Raw genomic sequence first — 22,952 nt, forward strand, 5'->3', positions numbered from 1 at the left:
GAGTAGTTTTACAGGCAAAGCCGAAACGGATGATAACCACCTACTGAAGTAGGTGGTTTAGGGCTGAAAACAAAAAAGGATGCCACTTGGGCATCCCTTTATATCTTTATATTTAGTCGGTTTACTTAAAACGATTACACGTCGTAAGTTGTAGACGCTGTGTCGCCGCCTGTACCAGTCCAGTTAGTGTGGAAGAATTCACCACGTGGACGGTCAATGCGCTCATAAGTGTGAGCACCGAAGTAGTCACGTTGAGCTTGAAGCAGGTTCGCTGGTAGACGAGCTGTTGTGTAACCGTCTAGGAAAGATAGCGCAGAAATCGTACATGGCATTGGGATACCAGATTCTAGAGATTTCGCTGCTACTTTACGCCATGCTGCTAGGCTGCCTTGTAGGATGTTTTTGAAGTACTCATCAGAACCAAGGAATGCGATGTCTGGGTTCGCTTCGTACGCATCACGGATGTTGCCTAGGAACGCAGAACGGATGATACAACCGCCACGCCACATTAGAGCTACGTTACCGTAGTTTAAGTCCCAACCGTTCTCGTTAGACGCTTCGCGCATTAGCATGAAGCCTTGAGCGTAAGAGATGATCTTAGAAGCTAGTAGCGCTTGACGTAGTGCATCAACCCACTCTTGCTTGTCGCCTTCAACTGGAGTGATTGTCTTACCGAATAGAGATTCAGCTTCAACACGTTGGTCTTTCAGTGCAGATAGACAACGAGAGAATACAGACTCAGAGATAAGTGTTAGTGGAATACCTAGGTCTAGTGCGTTGATACCAGTCCATTTACCAGTACCTTTTTGGCCTGCTGTGTCTAGGATCTTTTCAACGAGAGGCTCACCGTCTTCATCTTTGTAGCCAAGAATGTCAGCCGTGATTTCAACAAGGTAGCTGTCTAGCTCAGTCTTGTTCCAATCAGCGAATACTGCTTGCATCTCGTCTGCAGACATACCAAGACCGTCTTTCATGAACTGGTAAGCTTCTGTGATAAGCTGCATGTCACCGTATTCGATACCGTTGTGTACCATCTTAACGAAGTGACCAGCACCGTCGTTACCAACCCAGTCACAACATGGCTCACCAGCGTCAGTTTTCGCAGCGATACCTTGGAAGATAGGCTTAACCGCTTCCCATGCTTCAGCAGCACCGCCAGGCATGATAGATGGACCGAAGCGCGCACCTTCTTCACCACCAGATACACCAGTACCGATGAAGTGGATACCTTTTTCACGTAGTGCAGCAACACGACGGTTTGTATCTGGGTAGTTAGTGTTACCACCGTCAATAATGATGTCGCCTTTGTCTAGCAGAGGTACTAGCGCTTCGATGAACTTGTCTACAACGTCACCAGCGCGAACCATCAACATTACTTTACGCGGCGTTTCTAGCTTCTCTACTAGTTCTTCTAGAGAGTATGCACCGATGATGTTCGTGCCTTTTGCTGGACCTTCCAGGAACTCGTCTACTTTAGCAGCAGTACGGTTGTGAGCAACCACTTTAAAGCCGTGATCGTTCATGTTTAGGATAAGGTTTTGACCCATTACTGCTAGGCCAATTACACCGATATCACCTTTCATTGTTTCTCTCCAATTTTATTTCATCGACGAGCAGCGTCTTAAGCAATTTTTGCTGCCGCGTCTAAATCTAAATACCATTCCGTTAGGCCCGATTTCGCTTGAATCTTAGCCGCTGGGTATGGCAGTGCGTGTGCTGGTGAACTGTTAATTTCTTCAACAATGTCCGCTTTTCCTGCACCAAGCACTAAGTAACTAATGCGTTTCGCTGCTTCTAATACGCGTGCGGTTTTCGACACACGAAGTTGGCCCGATTCAGGATGCGACGCCACAAGAGATAGGTTCGCATCATCATAATTCGTTTGGCCAGGGAACAGAGAAGCTGTATGACCATCTGCACCAACGCCTAATAAGATCCAGTCAAACACAGGTGTGCCGTTTTCACTCGGGATCACCTCTGCCATCTCTTTTGCAAAGCGCTCGGCTTCTGCTTTAGGCTCATCTTCGCCACGGATGCGGTGAATGTTTTCCGCAGGAATATTTACTTGGCTAAACAACAACGTGTTCGCTTCACCGTAGTTGCTTTCTGCATCGTCAGGGGCAACACAACGTTCGTCACCCCACCAAAAGTGGAGGTTTTCCCATTGAATGGAGGTTGCGTAAGCCTCTGAAGCCAGTAGTTTAAACAGCATTTTAGGAGTGCTGCCGCCAGAAAGAGAGATGTGAACAGGTCTGCCCATTTCGCTAAACGCTTTCATATCGTTAGCTAGGCTTTCAACTACCTGTTCTGCTGTTTGGTAGATCTTATGGTTGATCATAGTTCACAGTAATCCGTATCTGTTAAGTTTTTACATGGGAAACGCCAAGCGCGGCCATCACGCTGTAACAAGTCATCTGACTCTTTAGGTCCCCAAGTGCCGCATGCGTACCCGAAGAGGGATTGTGGATCTTGCTTAAAATCTAAGATTGGCTGTACGTATTGCCAGCACGCTTCCACCGCATCACTACGTGCAAATAGCGTAGCATCACCATTCAAAGCATCAAGTAGAAGACGCTCGTATGCCGTTAGCATTTGCGTTTCTTGCAGGTCAGCGTAATGGAAGTTCATTTTCACTTCCTTCGCTTCAAAGCCTGCGCCTGGCTCTTTCAAGCCAAAGCTCATTTGAATGCCTTCGTCTGGTTGAATACGAATGATCAGCTTGTTTTCTGGTGCGTTTTGACCAAACACAGGATGCGGTGTTTGTTTAAAGTGGATAACCACCTCAGTAACGCGTGTTGGAAGACGCTTACCAGTACGCACGTAAAATGGCACGCCATTCCAACGCCAGTTGTTGATGTACGCTTTCAAACCGATGTAAGTCTCTGTACGAGAATCGTCTGCAACTCCCGGCTCTTCACGGTAGCCGCGTAGGCTTTGCCCACGGACTTCAGACGCCGTGTATTGGCCTAATACTAGGTCATTGCGCAGAGCGTTTTCGTCTAATGGCTTTAGGCATTGAAGCACTTTTACCACTTCATCACGCATCGAGTCTGCATTGATTTGCGCTGGTGGTTCCATACCTACCATTGCTAATACTTGTAGCAAGTGGTTTTGGAACATGTCGCGCACAGCGCCAGAGTTGTCGTAGTAACCACCACGCTCCTCTACGCCAAGGAATTCTGCGCCTGTGATTTCAACGTAATCAATGAAGTTACGGTTCCAAAGTGGCTCAAACATCGCATTAGAGAAACGAAGCACAAGTAGGTTTTGTACCGTTTCTTTACCTAAGTAATGGTCAATTCGGTAGATTTGATGCTCTTGGAAGTGCTCGTGAATTTCTTTGTCCAGAATACGCGCCGATTCAAGATCATAGCCGAATGGTTTCTCAATGATCAGGCGTTTCCAGCCATCCTCTTCACTGTTAAGACCATGTGCTGCAAGACTTGCAGGGATCACACTGTATAAACTTGGTGGGGTTGCTAAGTAAAAAAGCGTATTGCGTTGCTCGAATTGATATTCGTCCGCAAGTTGGTCTAAGCGAGAAGATAGCTTACCGTAATCTTGTGTGTCAGAAGTATTAATTGCTTGGTAGTGCAGATGGTTAATAAATGCATCAAGCGTTTCTGGCTCAGTCTTTTCCATTTCCTGAAGCGATTTTTTCAGCTTCGCGCGGTAAGACTCATCACTGTATTCAGTGCGACTTACACCCAGAATGGCAAAATTCTCTGGAAGCTGCTTGTTCGCGTAGAGGTGGTATAAAGCAGGAATGAGCTTACGGTACGTAAGGTCACCTGAAGCACCAAAAATAACGATGCTGCTGTTTTCTGGTATTACCATCATCTTTCCCTTAAAAACGAGGTACTTATTGTGTGCCCGGATACGGCTAGAGAATGAGCCAACCCTATCAATGGCACCTCAAAATAGAAAATTGGTCTTACCTATTACGTTGATAGGTAAAGTCTATGGGCCCAAAGAACCTCAAGAAGTTGCATTTCCGATTCTTGGAAACACGACGTATTGAGGTCATTTAAGTCACTTATGTCTCAAAAGTACACACTGTACTCGCTGGAGGAGAGTCCGACACGGGGCAATATTGTCTACGACTATTTGATTTACATCAACACTTGCCAGTGCAAACGTTTAAATAAGTTGCACAAAACGTCATAAGCGATTGTATTTTATTGATAAAAAAAGTTTCATCTGAACGCTCCAAAATTTAAGCAAAAACTCTAATATGGACAATAATTACTCATCCTTGCAATCCATTACAGTTTTATCGTGATCTGTGTTACTTACTTTTTATTTCATCATCCTATTGATAATGATACTCAATTAAAGATAATGAAATCACTATTAATGTGAAAGTAGAACGCCATGAAATCAAGCGCCATTAACCCACATCCCATAAACCGAATACAATCGGTGCTTGACTACATTCACACCAACTTAGACAGCACTCTGAGCGTAGATGAAATATCGAAAGCAAGTTGTTGGTCGCGCTGGCAACTGCAACGCGTATTTCAACAACACACTGGCGTATCCGTCGCTCACTACATCAGAGAGCTTAAACTTAGCCTTGCGGCTGAGCGCTTAATCCATACTTCTGACCGCTCGTTAGATATAGCGATAGAAATGGGATTTACATCTGAACACGCATTTAGCCGTGCGTTCAGGAATATGTTTTCAAAAAGCCCCCGCGAATATCGAAAAACGCAACAACTCTCCGGGTTGAGGCAACCTTTGACGCTGCGTAAGACACCAGAAGAAGAGAAAAAACATCAGCGCTTTATTGAAGTTCGAATAGAAACAAAACCGGCTTTTGAACTTGCTGGTTATCATGAACCTATTCACGGATTGTTTTCCGCTACGCCCGATTTCCAATCCAAAGTACCGTCACTTTGGTCACGTCTTTATTCATCTGAAAACCTTAACAATTCGGAAAGTAGTTACTTTGGCGTGATTGATGTGACTCAAGCGTATTCAAACAACCAACAACTTGAGTATTGGGCAGGTTATGAGTGCAGTCCAACAGCAAACGCACCAAGATCAACGAACTCTTCCAACTCGGGGTTAGACCTCTTGGCTGTTCCTGAGCAAACCTACGCCGTCATTACACACATAGGCAAAGCATCAGAGCTCGCCTCAACGCTGGAATGGTTTATTTTACATTGGCTACCCTACTCTAATTATCATGCTATCGATGGTTATGAGTTAGAGCTTTATCCAGAAGGTTATGATGTTGATAGCGAACAAGCACAAATGCAGTATTGGATTCCTGTCGAGCCAAACGACTCGCTATCTTTAAAACCTAAGAACAGAAGAATAAGTTCCAAAGATTAGTGTTTTGCACCAAATTGTTAACTTTTCCTATTTCTTTGAATATAGAATACAAATAACAATCATTATCAATAAATAGAAAAAGTAGTGGAATTTATAAATATGGAAAGTCCGATTCGATTTCATCGTTCAGCGGTTGCTATCGTCGTATCCGCATTGCTCGCTGGCCACGCCAATGCGACTGAGAGCGTATTCCAACACGAAACGATTACGGTGCTAGGAGAAACATACCGAAACACCGCAACTAAAACCGTTTTAGAACCGGAGGAAACACCGCAAGCGATCACGGTAATCACTAAAGATGACATGGACCTACGCGGCGTAAACTCGGTGAGCGAAGCATTGCGTTATGCGCCTGGCGTAAATACAGAATTGCGTGGTGGTGCCGTTTCCCGACTTGACCTATTCAATATTCGTGGTTTTATTAACTACACCAACTTTTATGATGGTCTTCCTTTGCTGTACAACGGTTGGAACCTTCAACCGCAGGTCGATTCCGTTGCTCTTGAGCAAATCGAGGTTTTTAAAGGGCCAACGTCTGTTCTTTACGGCAATATTCCACCAGGAGGTATGGTCAACATTATCGCCAAGGCGCCTCAGTCAACACCCTCGCACTCTGTCTCGATTAGTACAGGGACTAACAGCCTAAAAGAACTGACGTTCGACACCACAGGACAAATTGGTGATTCTAATGTGGATTACCGTATCGTCGGCCTGGCAAAACAGCGAGATGGTCAAGCCGATACGTCTGAAGATGAACGTTATGTACTCGCCCCATCTTTCAATTGGCAAGCGACAGAAAGCACATTAGTGAACGTGAATGTTTACTATCAAAATGATCCATCAGCAGGTATCTACACGACTGTGCCTGCGTCTGGCTCAGTGATTAAAAACCCACTTGGCTCGATGTCACCAAGCACTTATTTGGGGGATGAGGACTGGAACACTTACGAACGCGAAGTTCTGATGATGGGTTACAAAGTCCAACACGACTTTAACAACAATTGGCAATTTCTACAGAATGCCCGCTACATGACCGCCGATGCCTATCAGGAAAACACATATAACGGTGCACTTGAAGCGGATAACCGTACCGTTGGTCGAAATGCCTATTTAACCGATGAAAAGTCCAAATCCTTTGTGATTGACAACCAACTATCTGGCTACGTTAAAACAGGAAATTTTGAACATAACTTATTGTTCGGGCTTGATTATCAGTATCTAGATTCAGATGTAAAATACAAAGACACGCTTGGGTATTCGCTAACTCAGGACATTTTTAATCCTGACCACAACAGCATTGATCGTAATGCACTGAATTTCCAATACAAACAAAACTTGGATATCAAAACGAAGCAGATTGGCGTTTATTTCCAAGATCAAGTTCGTTACGACCAACTTGTAATGATTGCAGGTCTTCGTTGGGATAAATACGATTCAAATACAGACGCCGTTAGCGATTATCTAGGAACAGTATCCAAGAGCAAGGAAGAGTTAGACGATACCAACGTATCTTTCCGAGTCGGTGGTTTGTATGAGCTAGACTTTGGTCTCTCGCCATACCTTACTTACTCGGAAAGTTTTGAGCCAATTGCGGGTGCCGACTCTTCTGGTAAAGCATTTGAGCCATCAACCGGCCATCAATGGGAGTTAGGCTTTAAATACGCACCATTATCTGGTGATATCTCAGGTAACTTAGCACTCTTCCATATTACGAAGAAAAACGCGATCTTGACCGATCCGAATAATCCATATGCACCGAACTATCAAGCGGGCGAAGTGGTATCACAAGGTATTGAACTTGAGGCAAAATGGCAAGCCACAGCACAAGCTGATTTCACTCTAGGCTATACATATACCGATATGGAGATTACCGAGGACAGTTATTACAACCAAGAAGGTAAAACGCCGGTTTGGGTACCTGAGCAAACGGCCTCTCTATGGGCCAATTACTTCTTTGAAGGAAATCTTTCAGGCCTTCGTACCAGTGCTGGCGTTCGCTATGTCGGGGAAGCACAAATTGATGCACAGAATAGTCAAAAAGTACCGGACTACACCTTGTTTGATTTGGCAGCAAGTTACGATTTCTCAACGGTATCTGAATCAATGAAAGGGGCTAGCGTCACGCTTTCTGCAAGCAATCTATTCGATAAAGAATACTATTCTTGTTACGACAAAAATAACTGTTGGTTTGGCGCTGAGCGCTCTATCGAAGCGAAGTTAGAATACAACTTCTAACCTCTTAGAACAGAACAGCAGTAATTTGTAAAGCGATGGTTTCTAAAACAAGCCATCGCTTTTTATTTTGCATAGAGCATCAATATAAACGCTACCGTGTCACTTTTTTATAGCACCTTTCTGGCCTACCTACCGACCCATAGTTTAAATCAGCCTCTAGTTCACCAGTACTGATAAGAAACTCAAGATAACGTCTAGCGGTTGTTCGGCTCACTCCGATTTTTTCACCTGCCTCATCAGCGGTCAGCACACTGCCATTTGGGAACAACTCTCTGATCTTGTCTAGGGTTACACCATCAATCCCTTTTGGTAATCGGTTCGGCAAGTTGTCTTGATTGGCGTGAGACTGCAGCATTTTATCAACGAGGTTCTGATCCAAACTCTCTACGATGTCTAGTTGTTGGCGTTGGGACACATACTTTTTCAGTGCGGCATCTAAACGTGGAAACATCACTGGTTTTAACAGGTAATCGACAACGCCACCCCTCATCGCCTGTTGTAACGTATCGACATCCCTTGCGGCTGTAATCAAAATGACATCACACGTTTGGTTACTTGCACGCAGTGTATTTAGTATCTCAAGCCCTGTGCCATCGGGAAGATAGACATCCATCAATAGTAAATCTGGCTTAAGAATGTCGAGTTGCATTTCTGCTTCCATTCTCGTGGTCGCAATTCCAACCACTTCCAAACCTGTCAGTTGGCTTAAGTATTTGTGGTGCAGCTCAGCAATAGCCAGATCATCTTCAATGATCATTACGCGAGTCGCCATACTCATATTTGTTCTTCCTTGGGTAAGTACACCGTTATTCTTGTCCCATAATTTGTATTGGGTATCATCTCAACATGGCCGTGATATCGAGTAGCAAGCTGATTGACAAGGTGTAACCCAACACCTCGATTTTGACGAGATTTCGTCGAAACGCCTTTTGTAAATAATGTTTGTGGATCCACTGTTTTTGGGAGGCCACAGCCATGATCTATCACCTCAAGTATCACTTCATTTCCGTAATCGCTAACGGACACATCAATGTTTCTGCGTTCTGACGCAACATTTGATTCATCGCGAATTGAAGTTAACGTGGCATCGAAAGCGTTATCAATCAAATTACCCAAAATTGTGACAAGGTCTTCCGAATTTAGCCACTCAGGTAGGGGCTCCAGACGACTGCCTTCCTCAACCACCAGTTGTAAGCCTAACTCGCGAGCACGTTCAGTTTTTCCAAGCAACATACCTGCAATTAGCGGGTCCTTAACGGTATCTCTTAAAAACTCAATCATTGCTTGATAGTGTGCGGTTTCTTGTCCAATTAACTTTTGCACCGCATCAAGCTCACCCATTTGTACTAGCCCACTAATGGTGTTGAGCTTATTTCGATGCTCATGGGTTTGCGAACGTAACAAATCTGCATATTCCTTGGTTTGTGATAGCTGCTCGGTTAGATCATTAATTTCATCCCTTAAACGGAAACTCGATACCGCCCCCACGATTTTTCCATCAACATAAATTGGAGAGCGATTTGCAATCAGGCGCTTATGATTAAGGAATATTTCAATATCATGATCTTCCTGCCCGCTTTCTAATACTGTATATAGATCGCTATCACGCAGCGTGTCAGTCAAAGGTTTATTGAGCGCTGATTCTCTATCAATACCGAGAATCTGGCAGGCACTACGATTTATCGAGCGAAGTATCCCTTGGGCATCAATGCTTAACACGCCCTCTTTGATAGTGCTCATCGTCACTTCTAATTCGCCGTACAACCGCCCTATCTCTTCAGGCTCAAAGCCTAAAATGGCGCGCTGAAACTTTCTCGACGCATAATTGGATACAATGGCATTAGCGACGACAACTACGATGACCATTAAAATCAAAAAGGCCAAAAATGGTTCGATGCGGTCTTGCAGTCGGTCGAGCAAATAGCCAACCGAAACCACACCAATGATGTTCCCTTGCTCGTCAAAAATCGCAGCTTTACCACGAACTGAATAACCTAACGAGCCCTGTGCCGTCGAAACATAAGACAACCCCTGCTCTAGCGCTCGACGATTGTCGCCACCTCTCATTGGCTTGCCCAACCGCTCATCAACAGGGTGGATTAAGCGTACTCCCTTATGGTCGCCAATAACGATGAATGCAGCACCTATGGCTTCGGTTAATTCTCGAAAGCGAAGTTGGTATGGCTGGGGGTGTTGGGTTTCGATCATTTCACGAACAACCGCTGAGTCCGCTAAAAAACGGGCAACACCCAGTGCTTTTTCTCCCATTTCTTGCTCTTGATTGATTTTGAGATAAGTGAACCCTGCGGCGACAAGCAATAACAGCTCTATCAACCCCGATAGCGTCATGATAATGAGCATCCGCTTACGAAAGCTGATGGTTTTCCAACTCATTGATACATCCTTGTGATTCACTCTTGAGCGTAACGTTAACACTCAGTTAACAGCATGACGTTGTCGTGGTGATAAATCTGTGAGGAAGACAAGCAAACCGCAGAGTTTACGGTTAATTAATCGACGAGCTGAAACATAAAATTACAACCATTCACCAAATTTAGCATTCCTCTCTGATACTCAATTCCATACATAAATTGCCCTTAAAATCATGATCGCGATCACATCGATTTTAGCGGTTTTTGAGGCGTTTTTAGACTTTACAACGTATAATTTTTAATCAACGAAACCAATGAGAGTTTCGGTTTGAAAGCAGTGAAGCTGGAAGTCTATTAAAAGCTCAACATTGATGTCAGTGGTTTGGACAAAAATAAAACAAAACACAAATACTGACTATATGACAAACACTTAGACACCATCTGAAAACTGGAAAACTATAAACAGAGGTGCATTTATAGTTAGAAGGAACACCAAACATGGAACGCGATACCTTTGGAATATGCCTGAATAAGGCGATGCTGTCAGAGAATATGTATTCAACATTTACACACGTCAGGGCTTATGAAAAAAACGGAGGCGGTACTTCTGATCTCAAAGTCCTGTTATCGTTCCCTCAAATGAGTGGAAAAGATCTATTGAATACGATGCGAGGTTCTCGTCAGCTCGAGTGGAGAGCGGAGTTTCACTGTCCATATACGAAATAAATTTGTAACATCTCCCGCGCCCAGCACAAATATAACTGGGCGCATACTACTGCCCAATTTTCCCTCCTACTTAACACGCAGTTACGAATCCTTTATATTAGAGCTAATACTCTACGACAAAGCAGCCATTATGAAAAAAACAGGAAAGGTTTGGATACTGGGCTTACTTAGCAGCTCGATTTCCCTTGCCTGTCATGCGGCACCGATCACTTTTGATACCGCATGGCAGCTATTGCTAGAAAACAACTATTCTCTTAAAGCTCAACGCTCAAACGTCGAGAACTACCAATACCAAGAGAGTGCCACCAGCAATCTCAACTTACCTCAGGTTACTATTGGCGCGAATTACACGCGTTTAGATACCGATATCACGCTGTCGGGAAAACAGATCCTAGACAGCACAGGAGCACACATTAACGTACCTCCTGCTTTTCAGCCTATTTTTGGTGCCTTAGCTAATACCACTTCGACCATAACCGAGCGCGATATTTTCTCTTCGTCTATTCGTGCCATTTGGCCAATTTTTACTGGTGGTAGAATTTCTGCGGCTCAATCAGCAGCAGAAGGCAAAACGGATGAGGCGAAAAGTCAGCTTCTAATGGAACAACAAGCGCGTTTTGAAGATTTATCGAAGTACTACTTTTCTGTCGTACTGGCAAAGGAAGTACTCGCAACGCGGCAAGCGGTTGAAGCTGGGCTAAAAAAGCATCGAGATTTTGCCATTAAGCTTGAAGAGCAAGGACAAATCGCGCACGTTGAGCGCCTGCAAGCCGAGGCTTCTTTAGATAAAGCATCCGTAGAAACACGTAAAGCTGCCAGCGATTTGAGTATCGCTCAGGCTGCATTAGGTAAATTACTCGCACAAGATGACGCCGTAGAGCCCGCTGAATCTTTGTTTATCAACGACAGTCTTCCCCCTCTTAGCGCTTTTGTCGATCAAACGTTGCTTACCTATCCGGGGTTAGAACTTCTGAGCGCTAAACACAAACAAGCCTCTAGCTTAATCAAAGCAGAAAAAGGGAAATACTACCCTGAAGTTTATCTTTACGGCGACTACAGCTTGTATGAAGACGATTCTCTCGCAAGCCAAATGAAGCCAGACTGGTTAGTTGGTGTTGGTGTCAGCATTCCACTGATTGAATCATCAGGGCGAAGCGAAAAAGTCAAAGCCGCTCAAAGCGTCGTCTCGCAGGTCGACTCATTAAAGTCCCAAGCCAAACAAGACTTATCGCTGTTAGTCCAAAAGACATACTTGGAGGCTCAGCAAGCCATTGATGAAGTACAAGGGCTCGCATCTAGCATTGAACTCGCTAACGAAAACCTGCGCTTGCGTGAAAAAGCATTTACTCAGGGTCTGTCGTCTTCGCTGGATGTTGTGGATGCACAACTTTATGTCGCGAGTATAGAAACACAGCGTTCAGCGGCGCGTTTCCGCTATTTAATATCTTTAACCAAGCTACTCGCATTGAGCAGTGAAATGAACAGCTTCGAACAATATCAAAATACCGCTTATATCCCTGCTTCAACATCCAAAGAGGTGAAATAAATCATGGCAGCTAAATCACTAAAACCCGTTTTACTCTCACTTTGTGCTTTGGGTGTTGCCTCTTGGGTTGGGTATCAATTTTACCAAGCCTATCATTCGGAACCGATCCGCTTACAGGGATTAATTGAAGCCCAGCAATACAGCATTTCCTCAAAAGTCCCAGGGCGTATTGATGAGGTAATGGTACGTAAAGGCGACGATGTAGAGAAAGGTCAGCTTATTTTTACCCTTCATAGTCCTGAAATTGAAGCGAAGTTAGAACAAGCAAAAGCAGGTGAAAAAGCGGCGGACGCTTTAGCTCAAGAAGCTGAGAAAGGCGCACGTGAGCAACAAATCCAAGCAGCAAAAGATCAGTGGATGAAAGCCAAAGCCGCTGCGAATTTAATGGAAAAAACCTACAATCGTGTAAATAACCTTTATAACGATGGCGTGGTTGCAGAACAAAAGCGCGATGAAGCTTTAACGCAGTGGCAAGCAGCGAAATACACAGAAAGTGCCGCGTTTCAAATGTACGAAATGGCAAAAGAAGGCGCTAGAAGTGAAACCAAAGTGGCTGCGGCGGAAAAAGCGCGCATGGCATCAGGTGCCGTAGCCGAAGTAGAAGCGTACGCGAAAGATACTCAGATCTACAGCTGGTTTGACGGCGAAGTCTCTCAAGTTCTACTTCAAAGTGGTGAATTAGCACCTCAGGGCTTCCCGGTTGTTACTGTGATAGATACAGAAGATGCCTGGGCGACACTTAATGTGCGTGAAGATTACCTTCAACACTTTAGAAAAGGAGCAACCTTTGATGCCTATTTGCCTGCCTTAAACAAAAATGTTGAGTTCAAAGTAACGCATGTTGCCGTTATGGGTGACTTTGCAACGTGGAGAGCAACCGATGCTTCTCAAGGTTTTGATCTTCGTACCTTTGAAGTAGAAGCTCGTCCAGCTCAACCCGAACCTGAACTGCGTATGGGAATGAGTGTTGTCGTTGAACTTTAATCACAACCACTAGGTTAATGCTATGACGATTAAGATTTCACAGCGGCATATCTTACGACGAGACAAGTGGTTGCTTTCGTGCCTTACTTGGATACCGATTTTGCTCGCGATGATGATTTGGGGAGTGTTCTCTGCGGGCATTGCCCGGGATCTGCCAATCGGTGTGGTTGATCTACAACATTCCCAACTTTCTCGAAAGCTCATTCAATCTTTGGATGCGTCGTCGAGTCTGGCTGTTAACTATCACTACACCAGTGCAAGCGAAGCAAAAAATGCGATGATTGAAGGCGATATCTACGCTTACGCGGTCATCCCATCTAAGTTCGACCAAGATATTCTCCAACACCGCCAACCTCAACTTTCTGTCTTTTACAACAGTCAGTACATTTTGGTAGCGAAACTGATCAACTCTGCCGTTGCGCAAGCACAAGGCTATTTCGACGCTCAGGTTGAAGTAATGGGAAACTTGGCTAAGGGTAACACCACAACGTTAGCAGCGGCTGGACAAGCTGTACCCGTGTCGACACAAATAACCGCATTATTTAACCGTAACAATAACTACGCACAATTTTTGGTAACGGCTATCGTTCCAGCCATTTGGCAAATATGTATTGTAGTAAGCACTATTTTGATTCTTGCCGCGCACTTTCGCATTTATGGTGGAAAGAATGGATTTGCATTTTTGGGCGAAAAGCCATACGCCAGGCTCACTACCCTATTAAGTCAGTACATTCCGGTCTTTATGGCGCAAGGTGCGTTGTTCTTGTACTGGTTTTATTCCGTGCTTGATTGGCCAATGGAAGGCAGTTTTGTGGTTATGCTACTAGCACAATTGGCGACGGTTATCGCCTGTATCATTATGGGAGCGTTGTTCTTCTTCTTGTCGATGGATCCTGCACGTGCGATGAGTTTTGCTGGCGCGTTTACGGCTCCAAGTTTCGCTTTCATGGGAATTACATTCCCAGTTTCTGACATGAACACACTCGCTTATGCATGGCGTTCATTATTGCCGATTACCCATTACATTGAAGTACAAGTGAGTCAAGCAAACTATGGAGCATCGGCCGCGCAATCTTTAAGCTCGCTATGGCCTATGATTGGTTACGTTATGCCTCTGCTCATTACCGCTGCCTTGATGGGTAAACATCGAACAGCTTCATCAACACGCCAAGCGAAGGAGGCGGTATGACATTGTGGCAACTGATTAAAGCGGAACTTAAGGCCGTTCTAACCAATCCAGTCGTTACGTTGACCGTGTTTGGTGGTGTCGTATTTTACTCGTTTTTATACCCTTTGCCTTATGCACAACAAACGCCTCGTGAACAACCAATCGCGATTGTTAATCTAGATGGTAGTCTGACGAGTTTAAAGCTGGAACGTATGGTTGATGCCACCCCACAAGTCAACGTAGTCACTCGACTTCATACGATTGCCGATGCAAAGCAAGCATTTTTACAACGAGAGATCACCGGTTTTTTAGTCATACCGGAACACTTTTACAAAGACCTAATGCTAGGTAAAAGCCCGACTCTGGCCTACGCTGCGGACGCCTCGTATTTTCTCGTGTACGGAACCGTGGTAGAAGGATTGGCCCAAGCTGGAGGCACATTAGGGGCCCAAGTGAAAGTCAGTAAAATGGTGATAGATGGTGTGCCCATGAGTATGGCTAGCCATAATTACTCTGCTATTAAGCTTAATATGAAACCAACGTTCAACCCAACCATGGGTTACATCGAATACGTAGTGCCGGCAGTATTTGTTCTGATTTTACAACAAACGTTGATCATGGCGGTTGGATTACAAACGGGAACACAGCGTCATGGTCGTGGCTATTGGTCACAAGTATCAACGGGATCGCTGTTGCTTGTGAGAACGTTAGTATTTGTGGCAATTTATTATTTACTCGGCGCCTATTATTTTGGTTTTAGCTTCGAACGCTTAAACGTAAACCATATCGCCAACGCGGGCGAATTGCTAGCTATGTTGTTCCCGTTCTTTTTAGGTTGTTGCGGACTAGGCTTCTGGCTAGGTTACTTATTACCTCGGCGTGAACTTGTCACCTTAGTCGTCTTAGTGAGCTCTATGCCGCTCATTTTCTTGGCTGGTTTTATTTGGCCAATTGAAGCCATACCTACTCCCTTATTATGGATTGCTGATTTAAGCCCAAGCACTTGGGCGATAAAAGCTTTCTTAGCGCTAAACCAAATGGGGGCAACCTGGCAACAAGTCGCTCCACATTGGACGGCGCTTTGGGCACTCACCGTGCTTTGGGGTAGCGTTGCGTACTGGATTGCTAAGCGAAGTAACAAGCCAGTTGTAACAGAGAGCTTGGGGTGACAGCTGACATTTTTTATTACTATAAAAAAAGCCGGGTAACTAAACCCGGCTGAAAATCTGCGTCCTTGCAGCGGACATATGGTAAAAACACTTTTTGCTCTGGGCTTACCCATTGAGCGAGGTTAGATTAAGCCAAAAACTATGGACTCCATACTCTCATATAGAGGGTTATATCCTTCCAATAGACATTAGCTCTTCGCTAGAACGATAACGTTTTTCAGACACAAAAAAACAAGACTCACATTGAGTCTTGTTGTTGATAGGGATGAGCAGGATACATGTCGCCGCTAAGTCATATCACGGATTATTTTCTCTCGGTATTCTGTAACGACCTTCATGATTGAATTTTTTACATCACCGACTTGCTTAGAGGGTTGGCACCATAGGCCAAAACCAAACTTAAAACCTTCCAATAATTCAGAAGCTTCCACTGGCTCTATATGATTATTAGAAAACTCCGAATGGGCAAACGTTCTGGGGAGAATCGCCCATCCTAAACCTGCTTCAACCATTTTCACTACAAGGGCCAATTGGTCGACCTCTTCATGGTTCGAACTTACGATGACTTTTTCGCCCATTCCCTCTTCAATAAGAGACCGCAGTACAAATTGTTTACTATTCCTCAAGGCTGTCAATACTCGATCTGGTGCCACAGAAGCGAGTTCACCACCTTTCTGGACGAAAGGAACAAATTCAAAATGACCTAAAAACGTCGCATCCAAACTATGTATTGCTCGACTATCATGCACATTGACAATACCGAATTGATACTCACCATTCTGTAAACCCTCTTTAATTTCGTTGCGATTACGAACAAGAAAGTTAACTCGCATCATCGGAAAATCTGCTGCTAATTGAATACGAAGCAATACAAGAAAACGGTGTGGTATAGCGCTTGAATAGGCGATACTAACATTCTCTAACCCACCGTAAGCCAGACTTAATGCGACTTTATCGAAAGTACGTGCTTGTTCGATGGTTTGCTTAGCATAGTGGTAAAGAAGATGACCATCTTCTGTCGGTTCTACCGAGCGCCCCACTCGCTCAAACAGGTTGACCGCCAGTTGATCTTCAAGATTGGTAATCACCTGCCCTATTGTAGTTCGGTGCTTATTGAGTTTGACCGCCGCCTTACTAAACGAAAGCTGTTCATAAACGGTTACGAACGCGAGAAGTTGTTCAAAACTAAAATTCATAGGTTGTGCTTACTTTTTAGAGTTATCTAATTAAATTACCACAAGATCGTAGAATTGCTACTTGGTAACGGTAACAATCTGCGTTTGAATTCCTTCTCGACAACACAAAAAAAACCTACTAGCGTCAGTAGGTTTTCTCTAACTTAGTTGTACTCAACGACACGAGCTAAATAGTTGAATTCTCCTGAGTCACCATGGTAATCACGGTAGACATCGACACTGAAATATTTAGGTTGATCAGCGTAAATGTGGTCAACGACTTTTTGCTCAAGTGACTCCAACGTTTCACCGACCTGAGAGTACACGAACTGCTTGTTCACTTTTTCCAATTTACGTTGTTTCGCTTCTTTGTGTGACACATAGTTGTTGATCTCTTCCCACTTTCCCACGAACTCGACCGCCACGTAACTCGAGTTCTCGTCAATCATAATAAAGGCTGCACCTTCTTCTTTGATTGCAGACAGTTGCTGCATATCACTATCCACTTTTTGCTGGTCAAGATGGGCTCCACTTTGGGCGAATGCAGTCGCGGAAGCGGTAAGCATCATGAGTGTAAGAACGGCTTTTTTCATTGTATCGTTTTCCTGTATTAAGGGAGTTCAGTTACCCAAAGTTGCCCTTGGGTGGCTTTTTTGAATCCATATTCGTAAATCGTCAGCAAGTAGCGGTGATCGAACATATCTTTCGTTACTTTGGCGTATCTGAAATCTTGATCAATGTAGGTAAACTGCATCTCGATATCGTTGATTTCACTGATGTATTTCATTCGATAGAGATCACCACGAGTTTGCGCTAGCGTAAGGCTTGAGACACTCTTCGATACCAAGTCCAAACCTTTGTCTTTTAGTGGACGATACGGCGCTTTTAACGCACCATTGCGAATCACATCCAACTGAGGCGCTTTTTCTAACCCCAAAGCATCTGAGATTTGTTGATAGTTGAAGTTAGACGGATTAAAGAACACCTGCGCTGCGAGACCGCCATCTACGTGTAACTCCTCAAGTGTTTCTCCATCATGTTCAACATCGATAAATTGTGGAGGGAAAACACCAGGGATCGATGCGCTCGCAGCAAGCACCTTGTAAATAAGTTCAGATTTGTCCGCTAAATCACTGTTCGCAATCGCACCAATATTCCAAATCACCAGTTCGCCTGAATCAAAATGTGTACTGCCAATAAAGAGGCGTTTACCATTGCGGTGTTGCTGCGCCATCGCCTCGATCATGGGCTCAGGGTAAGCGTCTGCGATGAAATCATAGAGGTTCTCACCATCGGTAAACGCGTCCTTAAACAGGGTATTTAAGAAGTTCTTCTTACCCAAAATATTCTTATCATTGATGTTGAGCATGACTTCTTTCATCTTTGGCATCGCATCACCGCCAATGAAAACAAAAGGAGCGATTAGGGCACCCGCACTGACTCCAGTAATGATGGCATAATCTTTTAGCTCCCCCTTTTCCTGTAGCCCCATCAAAACGCCGGCCCCGTATGCACCGTTTACGCCACCACCCGATAAGGCCAAAATATTGAGCTGTTCACCCTCTACTTTGATCGGTGTGGTTTGATTGTGCGCTGAGTAGAGAAAATCCGGCGCTTCATTGGCCCACATTCGAAGTGGCTCATTTGGTGTCGAACTCGCGATCTCGACATCTTTATAGTTGCTTTGAGAAACACGAACATCCAGCGTATGAGGTGAACTACAAGCTACTATCAGCAGCGAAAGTGCAACCGTCACACCAGAGGAAATTAAACGATTCATAATCAGTCTCATTTAATGTTCTCTGGCGTATGACCAGAGACTCAGTTTGAAGTTAATTGGGTCAAAATGAAGTCCGTTTCGTTGTTTGGAGTTACTATAGCTAGGCACGGCTAAACCCCATAATCGCGATTGTAGGATGCTATCCATCAAAGCAATTATGCCAAGTTTCTATATGCTAACTTTACGCTTCTCCGTTAATTAGGTACTGCGCTAAGCAATTTTCACGACGTTGAACTCATGCGTCGGTTCGACAAATTCGTATTGGGCATTGATCGTCTGTAGCTCCCATGTGCCATAGCCTTTTGTGATCTCCAATACACCGTAAACGGCGTTATGTGTATGACGAAAGGCTGCGACAGGAGACATCTTCTTCACCAAACAAGAGGTAAAAATAGCAGAAATTAAATCACCGACTCCGACTGGCTGCATAGCAAATTCAACACTAGGTCGTTGGGCCAAATAGCTTGCTTTCGGCGTCGCTAAAATCATACTGAAGGCGTCATCTGTTAGTGCATGCAGGTGTTTCACCAATACCATTTTCGGTCCTAACTCTAAGGCTTTTTTACATGCAGTGACCGCATCATAAAGAGAGTTAATTTTCACACCTGTTAACTCGCTCAGTTCAAACTGGTTAGGAACAATCACATCAGCGATGGGCAACAAGCTATGGCTTATCGCTTCTTTGACACCGTCTGCCACAATGCAACCTTTGTCTGGATCACCCATAACTGGGTCACACACATACAGTGCACTATGGTTACGCGATTTGACTAAACTTACCGCTTCGGCCACCGCTCGACATTGCTCTGCGCTGCCTTGATAACCGGACAGTATCGCGCCACATTCGCCTAACTTCTCGATGTTATCTAAGCCTCTCATTAGAGAATGAATTTCATCTGCCCCAAACTTCTGTCCAGTCCAACCTTGCTGGTACTGAGTGTGATTTGAAAACTGAACCGTGTGAATTGGCCAGACTTCGAGGCCCATTCTCTGCATCGGGAAGACGGCAGAACTGTTTCCTGCGTGGCCATAAACCACATGAGATTGAATAGAAATAATGCTTTTCATAAGTCACTCTTAATTGAGAAGTTTGTTAGCTTGGCGACTAAATAAACACAATATCGCGCACTGTGCTTATTTGGTCGGAATAGCCTCGACAACGCCGAGGCTTATTCTTAATCAGGCTGGATTAATTAGCCTTGGAACTCAGCGAAGTACTCATCCAACACTTTGCGCGTTGCACGACCGATAAGCTCGTATTCGTGATGAGTAAGGTTTGCTAACGAAACTCGAACTGATGCGTGTACTACATCGAAGCCTTGGCCTGGAAGTAGGATAACGCCGGTTTCATGTGCAAGACGGAACAGGAAGTCTTTGCCCTTCTCGCTCGCTTTGAACCATTCAACGAAGGCTGGTCCGTACAATTTGCCGCCCAAAGTGTCGAGCTCAAGCAGCGTGTAGTAGTCCACACGATCTTTGTTTTCTTCAATTTCTACACCCATGTTTTTGTACAGAGTTTTGTAACGCTCGCGGATGATGCGTTTACATGCTTCTTTGTAGTTTTGTTCTGAGTCCATCAAGCAGTTCAATGAGAACAACGCCATTTGAACTTGTTGAGGAAGAGACAAACCTGCTGTGTGGTTAAGCGCTACGCTGCGGCTATCTGCAACGATACGGTCAATAAACTTGATCTCACGTGGTTCCGGAGTCAGCGTTTTGTAACGGTCGTCTAACTCAAGTTGACGCGCTTCAGGAAGGCAGCGCATTGCATCGTCAAACACGTTGTTGTGTTGAATCGCAATCGAGCCTAAACGCCAGCCTGTTGCACCGAAGTACTTAGAGAACGAGTAAACACAAAGCGTGTTGTATGGCAGTTTCGCGAACAGTGAGACAAAGTCGTCCGCAAATGTGCCGTATACATCGTCAGTCACAATGAACAAGTCGCTACGTTCGTTGTTCACAAAATTTGATAGGTTATCCAGAGTCTCATCCGAGAACTTCACAGACGCTGGGTTTGCTGGGTTCACGACACAAAGCAGTTTGATGTCTGTATCTGCAAGCTTTTCGATTTCAGACATCGGCAGCTGCCATGTTGTCTCATCCAAACGTAGTTCAACGATTTCCAGTTCGTATTCACTCAGTTCTGGAATTTCTAGGTACGGCGTAAAGATTGGAGTGATTAGCGCTACCTTGTCACCTTTCTTCAACAAACCGTTGTTGAACATAGTTTGGAAGGTGTACGTCATAGACGCCGTACCGCCTTCAGTTGCAAACAGATCGAAGTCTGTTGTCATTGGCATTGGGCCGTACATTTCTTCTGCAATGTATTGCTTCACAACGGTTTCGATGTTCGTCAACATACGTGGTGGCACTGGGTAGTTACATGCAAGGTATGCGTTAACCAGTTCATTCAAGAATGCTTGTTTCTCTAGACCCAAACGGTCTTTTGCGTAGCTCAGCGACTTTTCTAAGAACTGCACGCCTTGGTCTTTCTTATTGTCGTTTGCAAACGTGTCGAAGCGCTCAACAATGCCCACACCATCAGGAATGCCACCGAAGCCACCATCTAGGTATGAGTAAGTGCGCTCTGCTTCCAACACTGCGAATTCACCCAAACGAATGAACGCTTTACGTGGTAGCGTCGCTAGAAAGTTAGGGTTACCACGACCAGCATCTAATAACGCGCGGTCAGGAACAGTTTGTGCCACTTCAATTAGTTTATCTTTTAATTCAAATGGGCTTAAATCTGCAAATTTTGAAAAATCAATTGTTGTGTTTTGCGTAGTCATAATATTTACCTGAATCTATTATTTACTTAAATTTGGATATTACTTTCCCTATCGCCTATTTAATTAGGCGATAAGTGTGTTCGAATTTATTTAAATTACATGCCTGCGTTTAAAGTAATAATGCCGACAATAATTGGACCCCATAGGGTAAGCAGTACATTGGCGACTGCATAAGTCACGGTGAATGAGAATACTGGCGTTGCGTTGCCTGTTTTTTCCATTAAAGCCGCGAATGCTGGGTTCGCACTTCGTCCACCTGTAACACAACCTAGTGCTTCAACTGGGTTCTTAATCTTCAATACAAAGTATGAGAAAAAGAACGAAATAAACTGAGGAATAATGGTCACAGCCATACCAAGGAACAACAGAGACATACCGTGTTCTTTGATTGTGTCGACCGCTTGAGGGCCTGCCTCTAGGCCAACAATGCCCACAAATGCTGCCAAACCGAAATCTCGAATGAAGTTCGCCGCCCCTTCTGGGAACTGAGCAACGTGGGGATTGCGGCTACGCAACCAACCGACGATCAAACCTGAGATCAAACAACCTGCACCAGAACCGATGGTGACGGGAATACCTGCAATCTTAAAGCTGATAAGACCAATCAATAGACCAAGCACCATACCCATACCAAGCACAATGAAATCCGTCATGGTTGCAGAGCCCATGCGTTGACCGATGTTTTTCTCAACGCGATTAATGTCTTTTGCTGTACCTGTAAGCTGGATGACGTCGTTTTTCTTCACCACAAGGTCCGGCGTCATTTCGATAGAGCTGCCTTCACGAATGTAATCCGTCACATAAATGCCGCGCATTGAACCTTGGTTCGAAGCCTCTTTGATCTCTTGCAGCGACTTACCAATCAGTTTGCGGTTGTCTGCGATCAGTTGACGGTTTTCTTCAATAACTTCATAGCCTTCTGGAAGTGCAATCTCGTTGTCAGCCAAACCATCTTGCAACTGATGTACCGCATTACGACGACCTGTTACAACAATGACATCCCCTTCTTTCAGTGCTGTGAATTTGTCCACTTCTAACACTTTGCCATCACGTTGAATCAATTCAATACAAGCAGCTAGAGCGTGTTGGTTTAACTGAGCTAGGGTTTTGCCTGCTAGCCCGCCATCTTTGCTCACTTTAAATGCTCGTGTAACCAGCGCGGTTACTGCGTTGAATTCACCCGGCGCTAGATCGCGCTTACCATTTGAGTTTTTCTCTTCTAGAGCAATCGCTTCTGCTCGGATATCCCACTTCATCAGTGTTGGGAATACCCATGTCACCATAAGAATTGGACCCAGCGAACCAAAGATGTACGTAACTGCGTAGCCTACTGCGACGTTGGTCTGCATTAGGTGTTTCGCTTCTTCTGTCACACCACCAAGACGTGCGATCGCATCACCCGCTGTACCGATGATTGCCGATTGAGTCAAACCACCAGCTGCAAGACCAGCTGCCGTACCTCTGTCTAGATCAAACATCCAAGCTGCCGCTAACACACAAAGCAGACCTGAAACCGTCATAACCACGGCAGAAAGTAGAATGTTGATGGTTCTAAAGTTCAATGCTTTGAAGAACTGCGCACCACCTTGATACGGCTTTGTTGCGTAATTCGATGGAACTAAATCAGGAAGTTACGATCTGATCGGTTACATCAGTTAATCATCGTAG

The 22,952-nt window shown here is 44.7% G+C and carries 17 protein-coding genes and 1 pseudogene; 7 read left to right on the plus strand and 11 right to left on the minus strand.

Features of this window, described 5'->3' with window-relative positions:
* Positions 1-134: 134 nt before the first annotated feature.
* The 3 genes from gnd to zwf are packed head-to-tail and all read right to left on the minus strand — an operon-like array spanning position 135 to position 3,837.
* Positions 135-1,583 (minus strand): decarboxylating NADP(+)-dependent phosphogluconate dehydrogenase, encoded by a 1,449-nt coding sequence (gene gnd / locus R7Z49_RS21850; protein ID WP_005377160.1) that lies wholly within the window; start codon positions 1,581-1,583, stop codon positions 135-137.
* Positions 1,584-1,621: 38 nt separating this feature from the next.
* The gene (pgl, locus tag R7Z49_RS21855; RefSeq protein WP_017634562.1) at positions 1,622-2,338 is read right to left on the minus strand and encodes a 6-phosphogluconolactonase; all 717 of its coding nucleotides are present in this window, start codon (positions 2,336-2,338) and stop codon (positions 1,622-1,624) included.
* Positions 2,335-3,837 (minus strand): glucose-6-phosphate dehydrogenase, encoded by a 1,503-nt coding sequence (zwf, locus tag R7Z49_RS21860; RefSeq protein WP_017634563.1) that lies wholly within the window; start codon positions 3,835-3,837, stop codon positions 2,335-2,337. The genes pgl and zwf overlap by 4 nt, the downstream gene beginning before the upstream one ends.
* A 537-nt stretch (positions 3,838-4,374) precedes the next feature.
* On the opposite strand from zwf, the gene R7Z49_RS21865 reads away from it, so the two are divergent.
* Both R7Z49_RS21865 and R7Z49_RS21870 read left to right on the plus strand, forming a co-directional pair.
* Positions 4,375-5,340, plus strand: coding sequence for a helix-turn-helix domain-containing protein (locus tag R7Z49_RS21865; protein WP_005387160.1), 966 nt, complete (start codon positions 4,375-4,377; stop codon positions 5,338-5,340).
* Positions 5,341-5,439: 99 nt separating this feature from the next.
* Positions 5,440-7,575, plus strand: coding sequence for a TonB-dependent siderophore receptor (locus R7Z49_RS21870; RefSeq protein ID WP_318112028.1), 2,136 nt, complete (start codon positions 5,440-5,442; stop codon positions 7,573-7,575).
* A 91-nt stretch (positions 7,576-7,666) separates the two neighbouring features.
* On the opposite strand, the gene R7Z49_RS21875 is transcribed toward R7Z49_RS21870, so the two are convergent.
* Positions 7,667-8,353 (minus strand): response regulator, encoded by a 687-nt coding sequence (locus R7Z49_RS21875; protein ID WP_167415241.1) that lies wholly within the window; start codon positions 8,351-8,353, stop codon positions 7,667-7,669.
* Positions 8,350-9,969, minus strand: coding sequence for a sensor histidine kinase (locus R7Z49_RS21880; RefSeq protein WP_285400562.1), 1,620 nt, complete (start codon positions 9,967-9,969; stop codon positions 8,350-8,352). The genes R7Z49_RS21875 and R7Z49_RS21880 overlap by 4 nt, the downstream gene beginning before the upstream one ends.
* Positions 9,970-10,445: 476 nt before the next feature.
* Between R7Z49_RS21880 and R7Z49_RS21885 the strand changes: the two genes are divergently transcribed.
* From R7Z49_RS21885 to R7Z49_RS21905, 5 genes are all read left to right on the plus strand, one after another.
* Positions 10,446-10,673 (plus strand): hypothetical protein, encoded by a 228-nt coding sequence (locus R7Z49_RS21885; RefSeq protein WP_005377125.1) that lies wholly within the window; start codon positions 10,446-10,448, stop codon positions 10,671-10,673.
* A gap of 130 nt (positions 10,674-10,803) precedes the next feature.
* The gene (locus R7Z49_RS21890) at positions 10,804-12,219 is read left to right on the plus strand and encodes a TolC family protein (protein WP_025768106.1); all 1,416 of its coding nucleotides are present in this window, start codon (positions 10,804-10,806) and stop codon (positions 12,217-12,219) included.
* Between the two features lie 3 nt (positions 12,220-12,222).
* The gene (locus R7Z49_RS21895) at positions 12,223-13,203 is read left to right on the plus strand and encodes an HlyD family secretion protein (RefSeq protein ID WP_149192518.1); all 981 of its coding nucleotides are present in this window, start codon (positions 12,223-12,225) and stop codon (positions 13,201-13,203) included.
* A 22-nt stretch (positions 13,204-13,225) separates the two neighbouring features.
* Positions 13,226-14,392, plus strand: a complete 1,167-nt coding sequence (locus R7Z49_RS21900; RefSeq protein WP_213894317.1) for an ABC transporter permease — start codon at positions 13,226-13,228, stop codon at positions 14,390-14,392.
* A complete protein-coding gene (locus R7Z49_RS21905) occupies positions 14,389-15,540 on the plus strand; it encodes an ABC transporter permease (RefSeq protein ID WP_186584979.1) in 1,152 nt (383 codons plus the stop codon). Before R7Z49_RS21900 ends, R7Z49_RS21905 begins: the two co-directional genes overlap by 4 nt.
* A 287-nt stretch (positions 15,541-15,827) precedes the next feature.
* Here the strand turns inward: R7Z49_RS21905 and R7Z49_RS21910 are convergent, their stop codons facing one another.
* The 6 genes and pseudogenes from R7Z49_RS21910 to aspT form a co-directional block, all read right to left on the minus strand.
* Positions 15,828-16,736, minus strand: a complete 909-nt coding sequence (locus R7Z49_RS21910) for a LysR family transcriptional regulator (RefSeq protein WP_017821360.1) — start codon at positions 16,734-16,736, stop codon at positions 15,828-15,830.
* A gap of 143 nt (positions 16,737-16,879) precedes the next feature.
* Complete coding sequence (locus R7Z49_RS21915) at positions 16,880-17,308, minus strand: hypothetical protein (protein ID WP_047102715.1); 429 nt, start codon at positions 17,306-17,308, stop codon at positions 16,880-16,882.
* Positions 17,309-17,325: 17 nt separating this feature from the next.
* The gene (locus tag R7Z49_RS21920) at positions 17,326-18,495 is read right to left on the minus strand and encodes a patatin-like phospholipase family protein (protein WP_017634571.1); all 1,170 of its coding nucleotides are present in this window, start codon (positions 18,493-18,495) and stop codon (positions 17,326-17,328) included.
* Between the two features lie 210 nt (positions 18,496-18,705).
* On the minus strand, positions 18,706-19,563 hold the full coding sequence (gene pdxY, locus R7Z49_RS21925) for a pyridoxal kinase PdxY (protein ID WP_033906186.1): 858 nt from the start codon (positions 19,561-19,563) through the stop codon (positions 18,706-18,708).
* A 125-nt stretch (positions 19,564-19,688) separates the two neighbouring features.
* Positions 19,689-21,284 (minus strand): bifunctional aspartate transaminase/aspartate 4-decarboxylase, encoded by a 1,596-nt coding sequence (locus R7Z49_RS21930; protein WP_318112031.1) that lies wholly within the window; start codon positions 21,282-21,284, stop codon positions 19,689-19,691.
* A gap of 95 nt (positions 21,285-21,379) precedes the next feature.
* A pseudogene (gene aspT / locus R7Z49_RS21935) lies at positions 21,380-22,876 on the minus strand (aspartate-alanine antiporter); the annotation flags it as partial.
* Positions 22,877-22,952: the final 76 nt, after the last annotated feature.

Origin of the sequence: Vibrio sp. 1562, assembly GCF_033340155.1 — a bacterium.
Taxonomy (GTDB): domain Bacteria; phylum Pseudomonadota; class Gammaproteobacteria; order Enterobacterales; family Vibrionaceae; genus Vibrio; species Vibrio alginolyticus.

What these genes read in the sequence shown, in the direction of transcription:
- R7Z49_RS21870 (WP_318112028.1), top strand. Translation starts at nt 5,440, where the DNA reads ATGGAAAGTCCGATTCGATTTCATCGTTCAGCGGTTGCTATCGTCGTA.
- zwf (WP_017634563.1), bottom strand. Translation starts at nt 3,837, where the DNA reads ATGGTAATACCAGAAAACAGCAGCATCGTTATTTTTGGTGCTTCAGGT.
- R7Z49_RS21920 (WP_017634571.1), bottom strand. Translation starts at nt 18,495, where the DNA reads ATGAATCGTTTAATTTCCTCTGGTGTGACGGTTGCACTTTCGCTGCTG.
- R7Z49_RS21890 (WP_025768106.1), top strand. Translation starts at nt 10,804, where the DNA reads ATGAAAAAAACAGGAAAGGTTTGGATACTGGGCTTACTTAGCAGCTCG.
- R7Z49_RS21900 (WP_213894317.1), top strand. Translation starts at nt 13,226, where the DNA reads ATGACGATTAAGATTTCACAGCGGCATATCTTACGACGAGACAAGTGG.
- R7Z49_RS21905 (WP_186584979.1), top strand. Translation starts at nt 14,389, where the DNA reads ATGACATTGTGGCAACTGATTAAAGCGGAACTTAAGGCCGTTCTAACC.
- R7Z49_RS21930 (WP_318112031.1), bottom strand. Translation starts at nt 21,284, where the DNA reads ATGACTACGCAAAACACAACAATTGATTTTTCAAAATTTGCAGATTTA.
- R7Z49_RS21885 (WP_005377125.1), top strand. Translation starts at nt 10,446, where the DNA reads ATGGAACGCGATACCTTTGGAATATGCCTGAATAAGGCGATGCTGTCA.
- R7Z49_RS21880 (WP_285400562.1), bottom strand. Translation starts at nt 9,969, where the DNA reads ATGAGTTGGAAAACCATCAGCTTTCGTAAGCGGATGCTCATTATCATG.
- pdxY (WP_033906186.1), bottom strand. Translation starts at nt 19,563, where the DNA reads ATGAAAAGCATTATTTCTATTCAATCTCATGTGGTTTATGGCCACGCA.
- R7Z49_RS21910 (WP_017821360.1), bottom strand. Translation starts at nt 16,736, where the DNA reads ATGAATTTTAGTTTTGAACAACTTCTCGCGTTCGTAACCGTTTATGAA.
- R7Z49_RS21865 (WP_005387160.1), top strand. Translation starts at nt 4,375, where the DNA reads ATGAAATCAAGCGCCATTAACCCACATCCCATAAACCGAATACAATCG.
- gnd (WP_005377160.1), bottom strand. Translation starts at nt 1,583, where the DNA reads ATGAAAGGTGATATCGGTGTAATTGGCCTAGCAGTAATGGGTCAAAAC.
- R7Z49_RS21875 (WP_167415241.1), bottom strand. Translation starts at nt 8,353, where the DNA reads ATGAGTATGGCGACTCGCGTAATGATCATTGAAGATGATCTGGCTATT.
- R7Z49_RS21895 (WP_149192518.1), top strand. Translation starts at nt 12,223, where the DNA reads ATGGCAGCTAAATCACTAAAACCCGTTTTACTCTCACTTTGTGCTTTG.
- pgl (WP_017634562.1), bottom strand. Translation starts at nt 2,338, where the DNA reads ATGATCAACCATAAGATCTACCAAACAGCAGAACAGGTAGTTGAAAGC.
- R7Z49_RS21915 (WP_047102715.1), bottom strand. Translation starts at nt 17,308, where the DNA reads ATGAAAAAAGCCGTTCTTACACTCATGATGCTTACCGCTTCCGCGACT.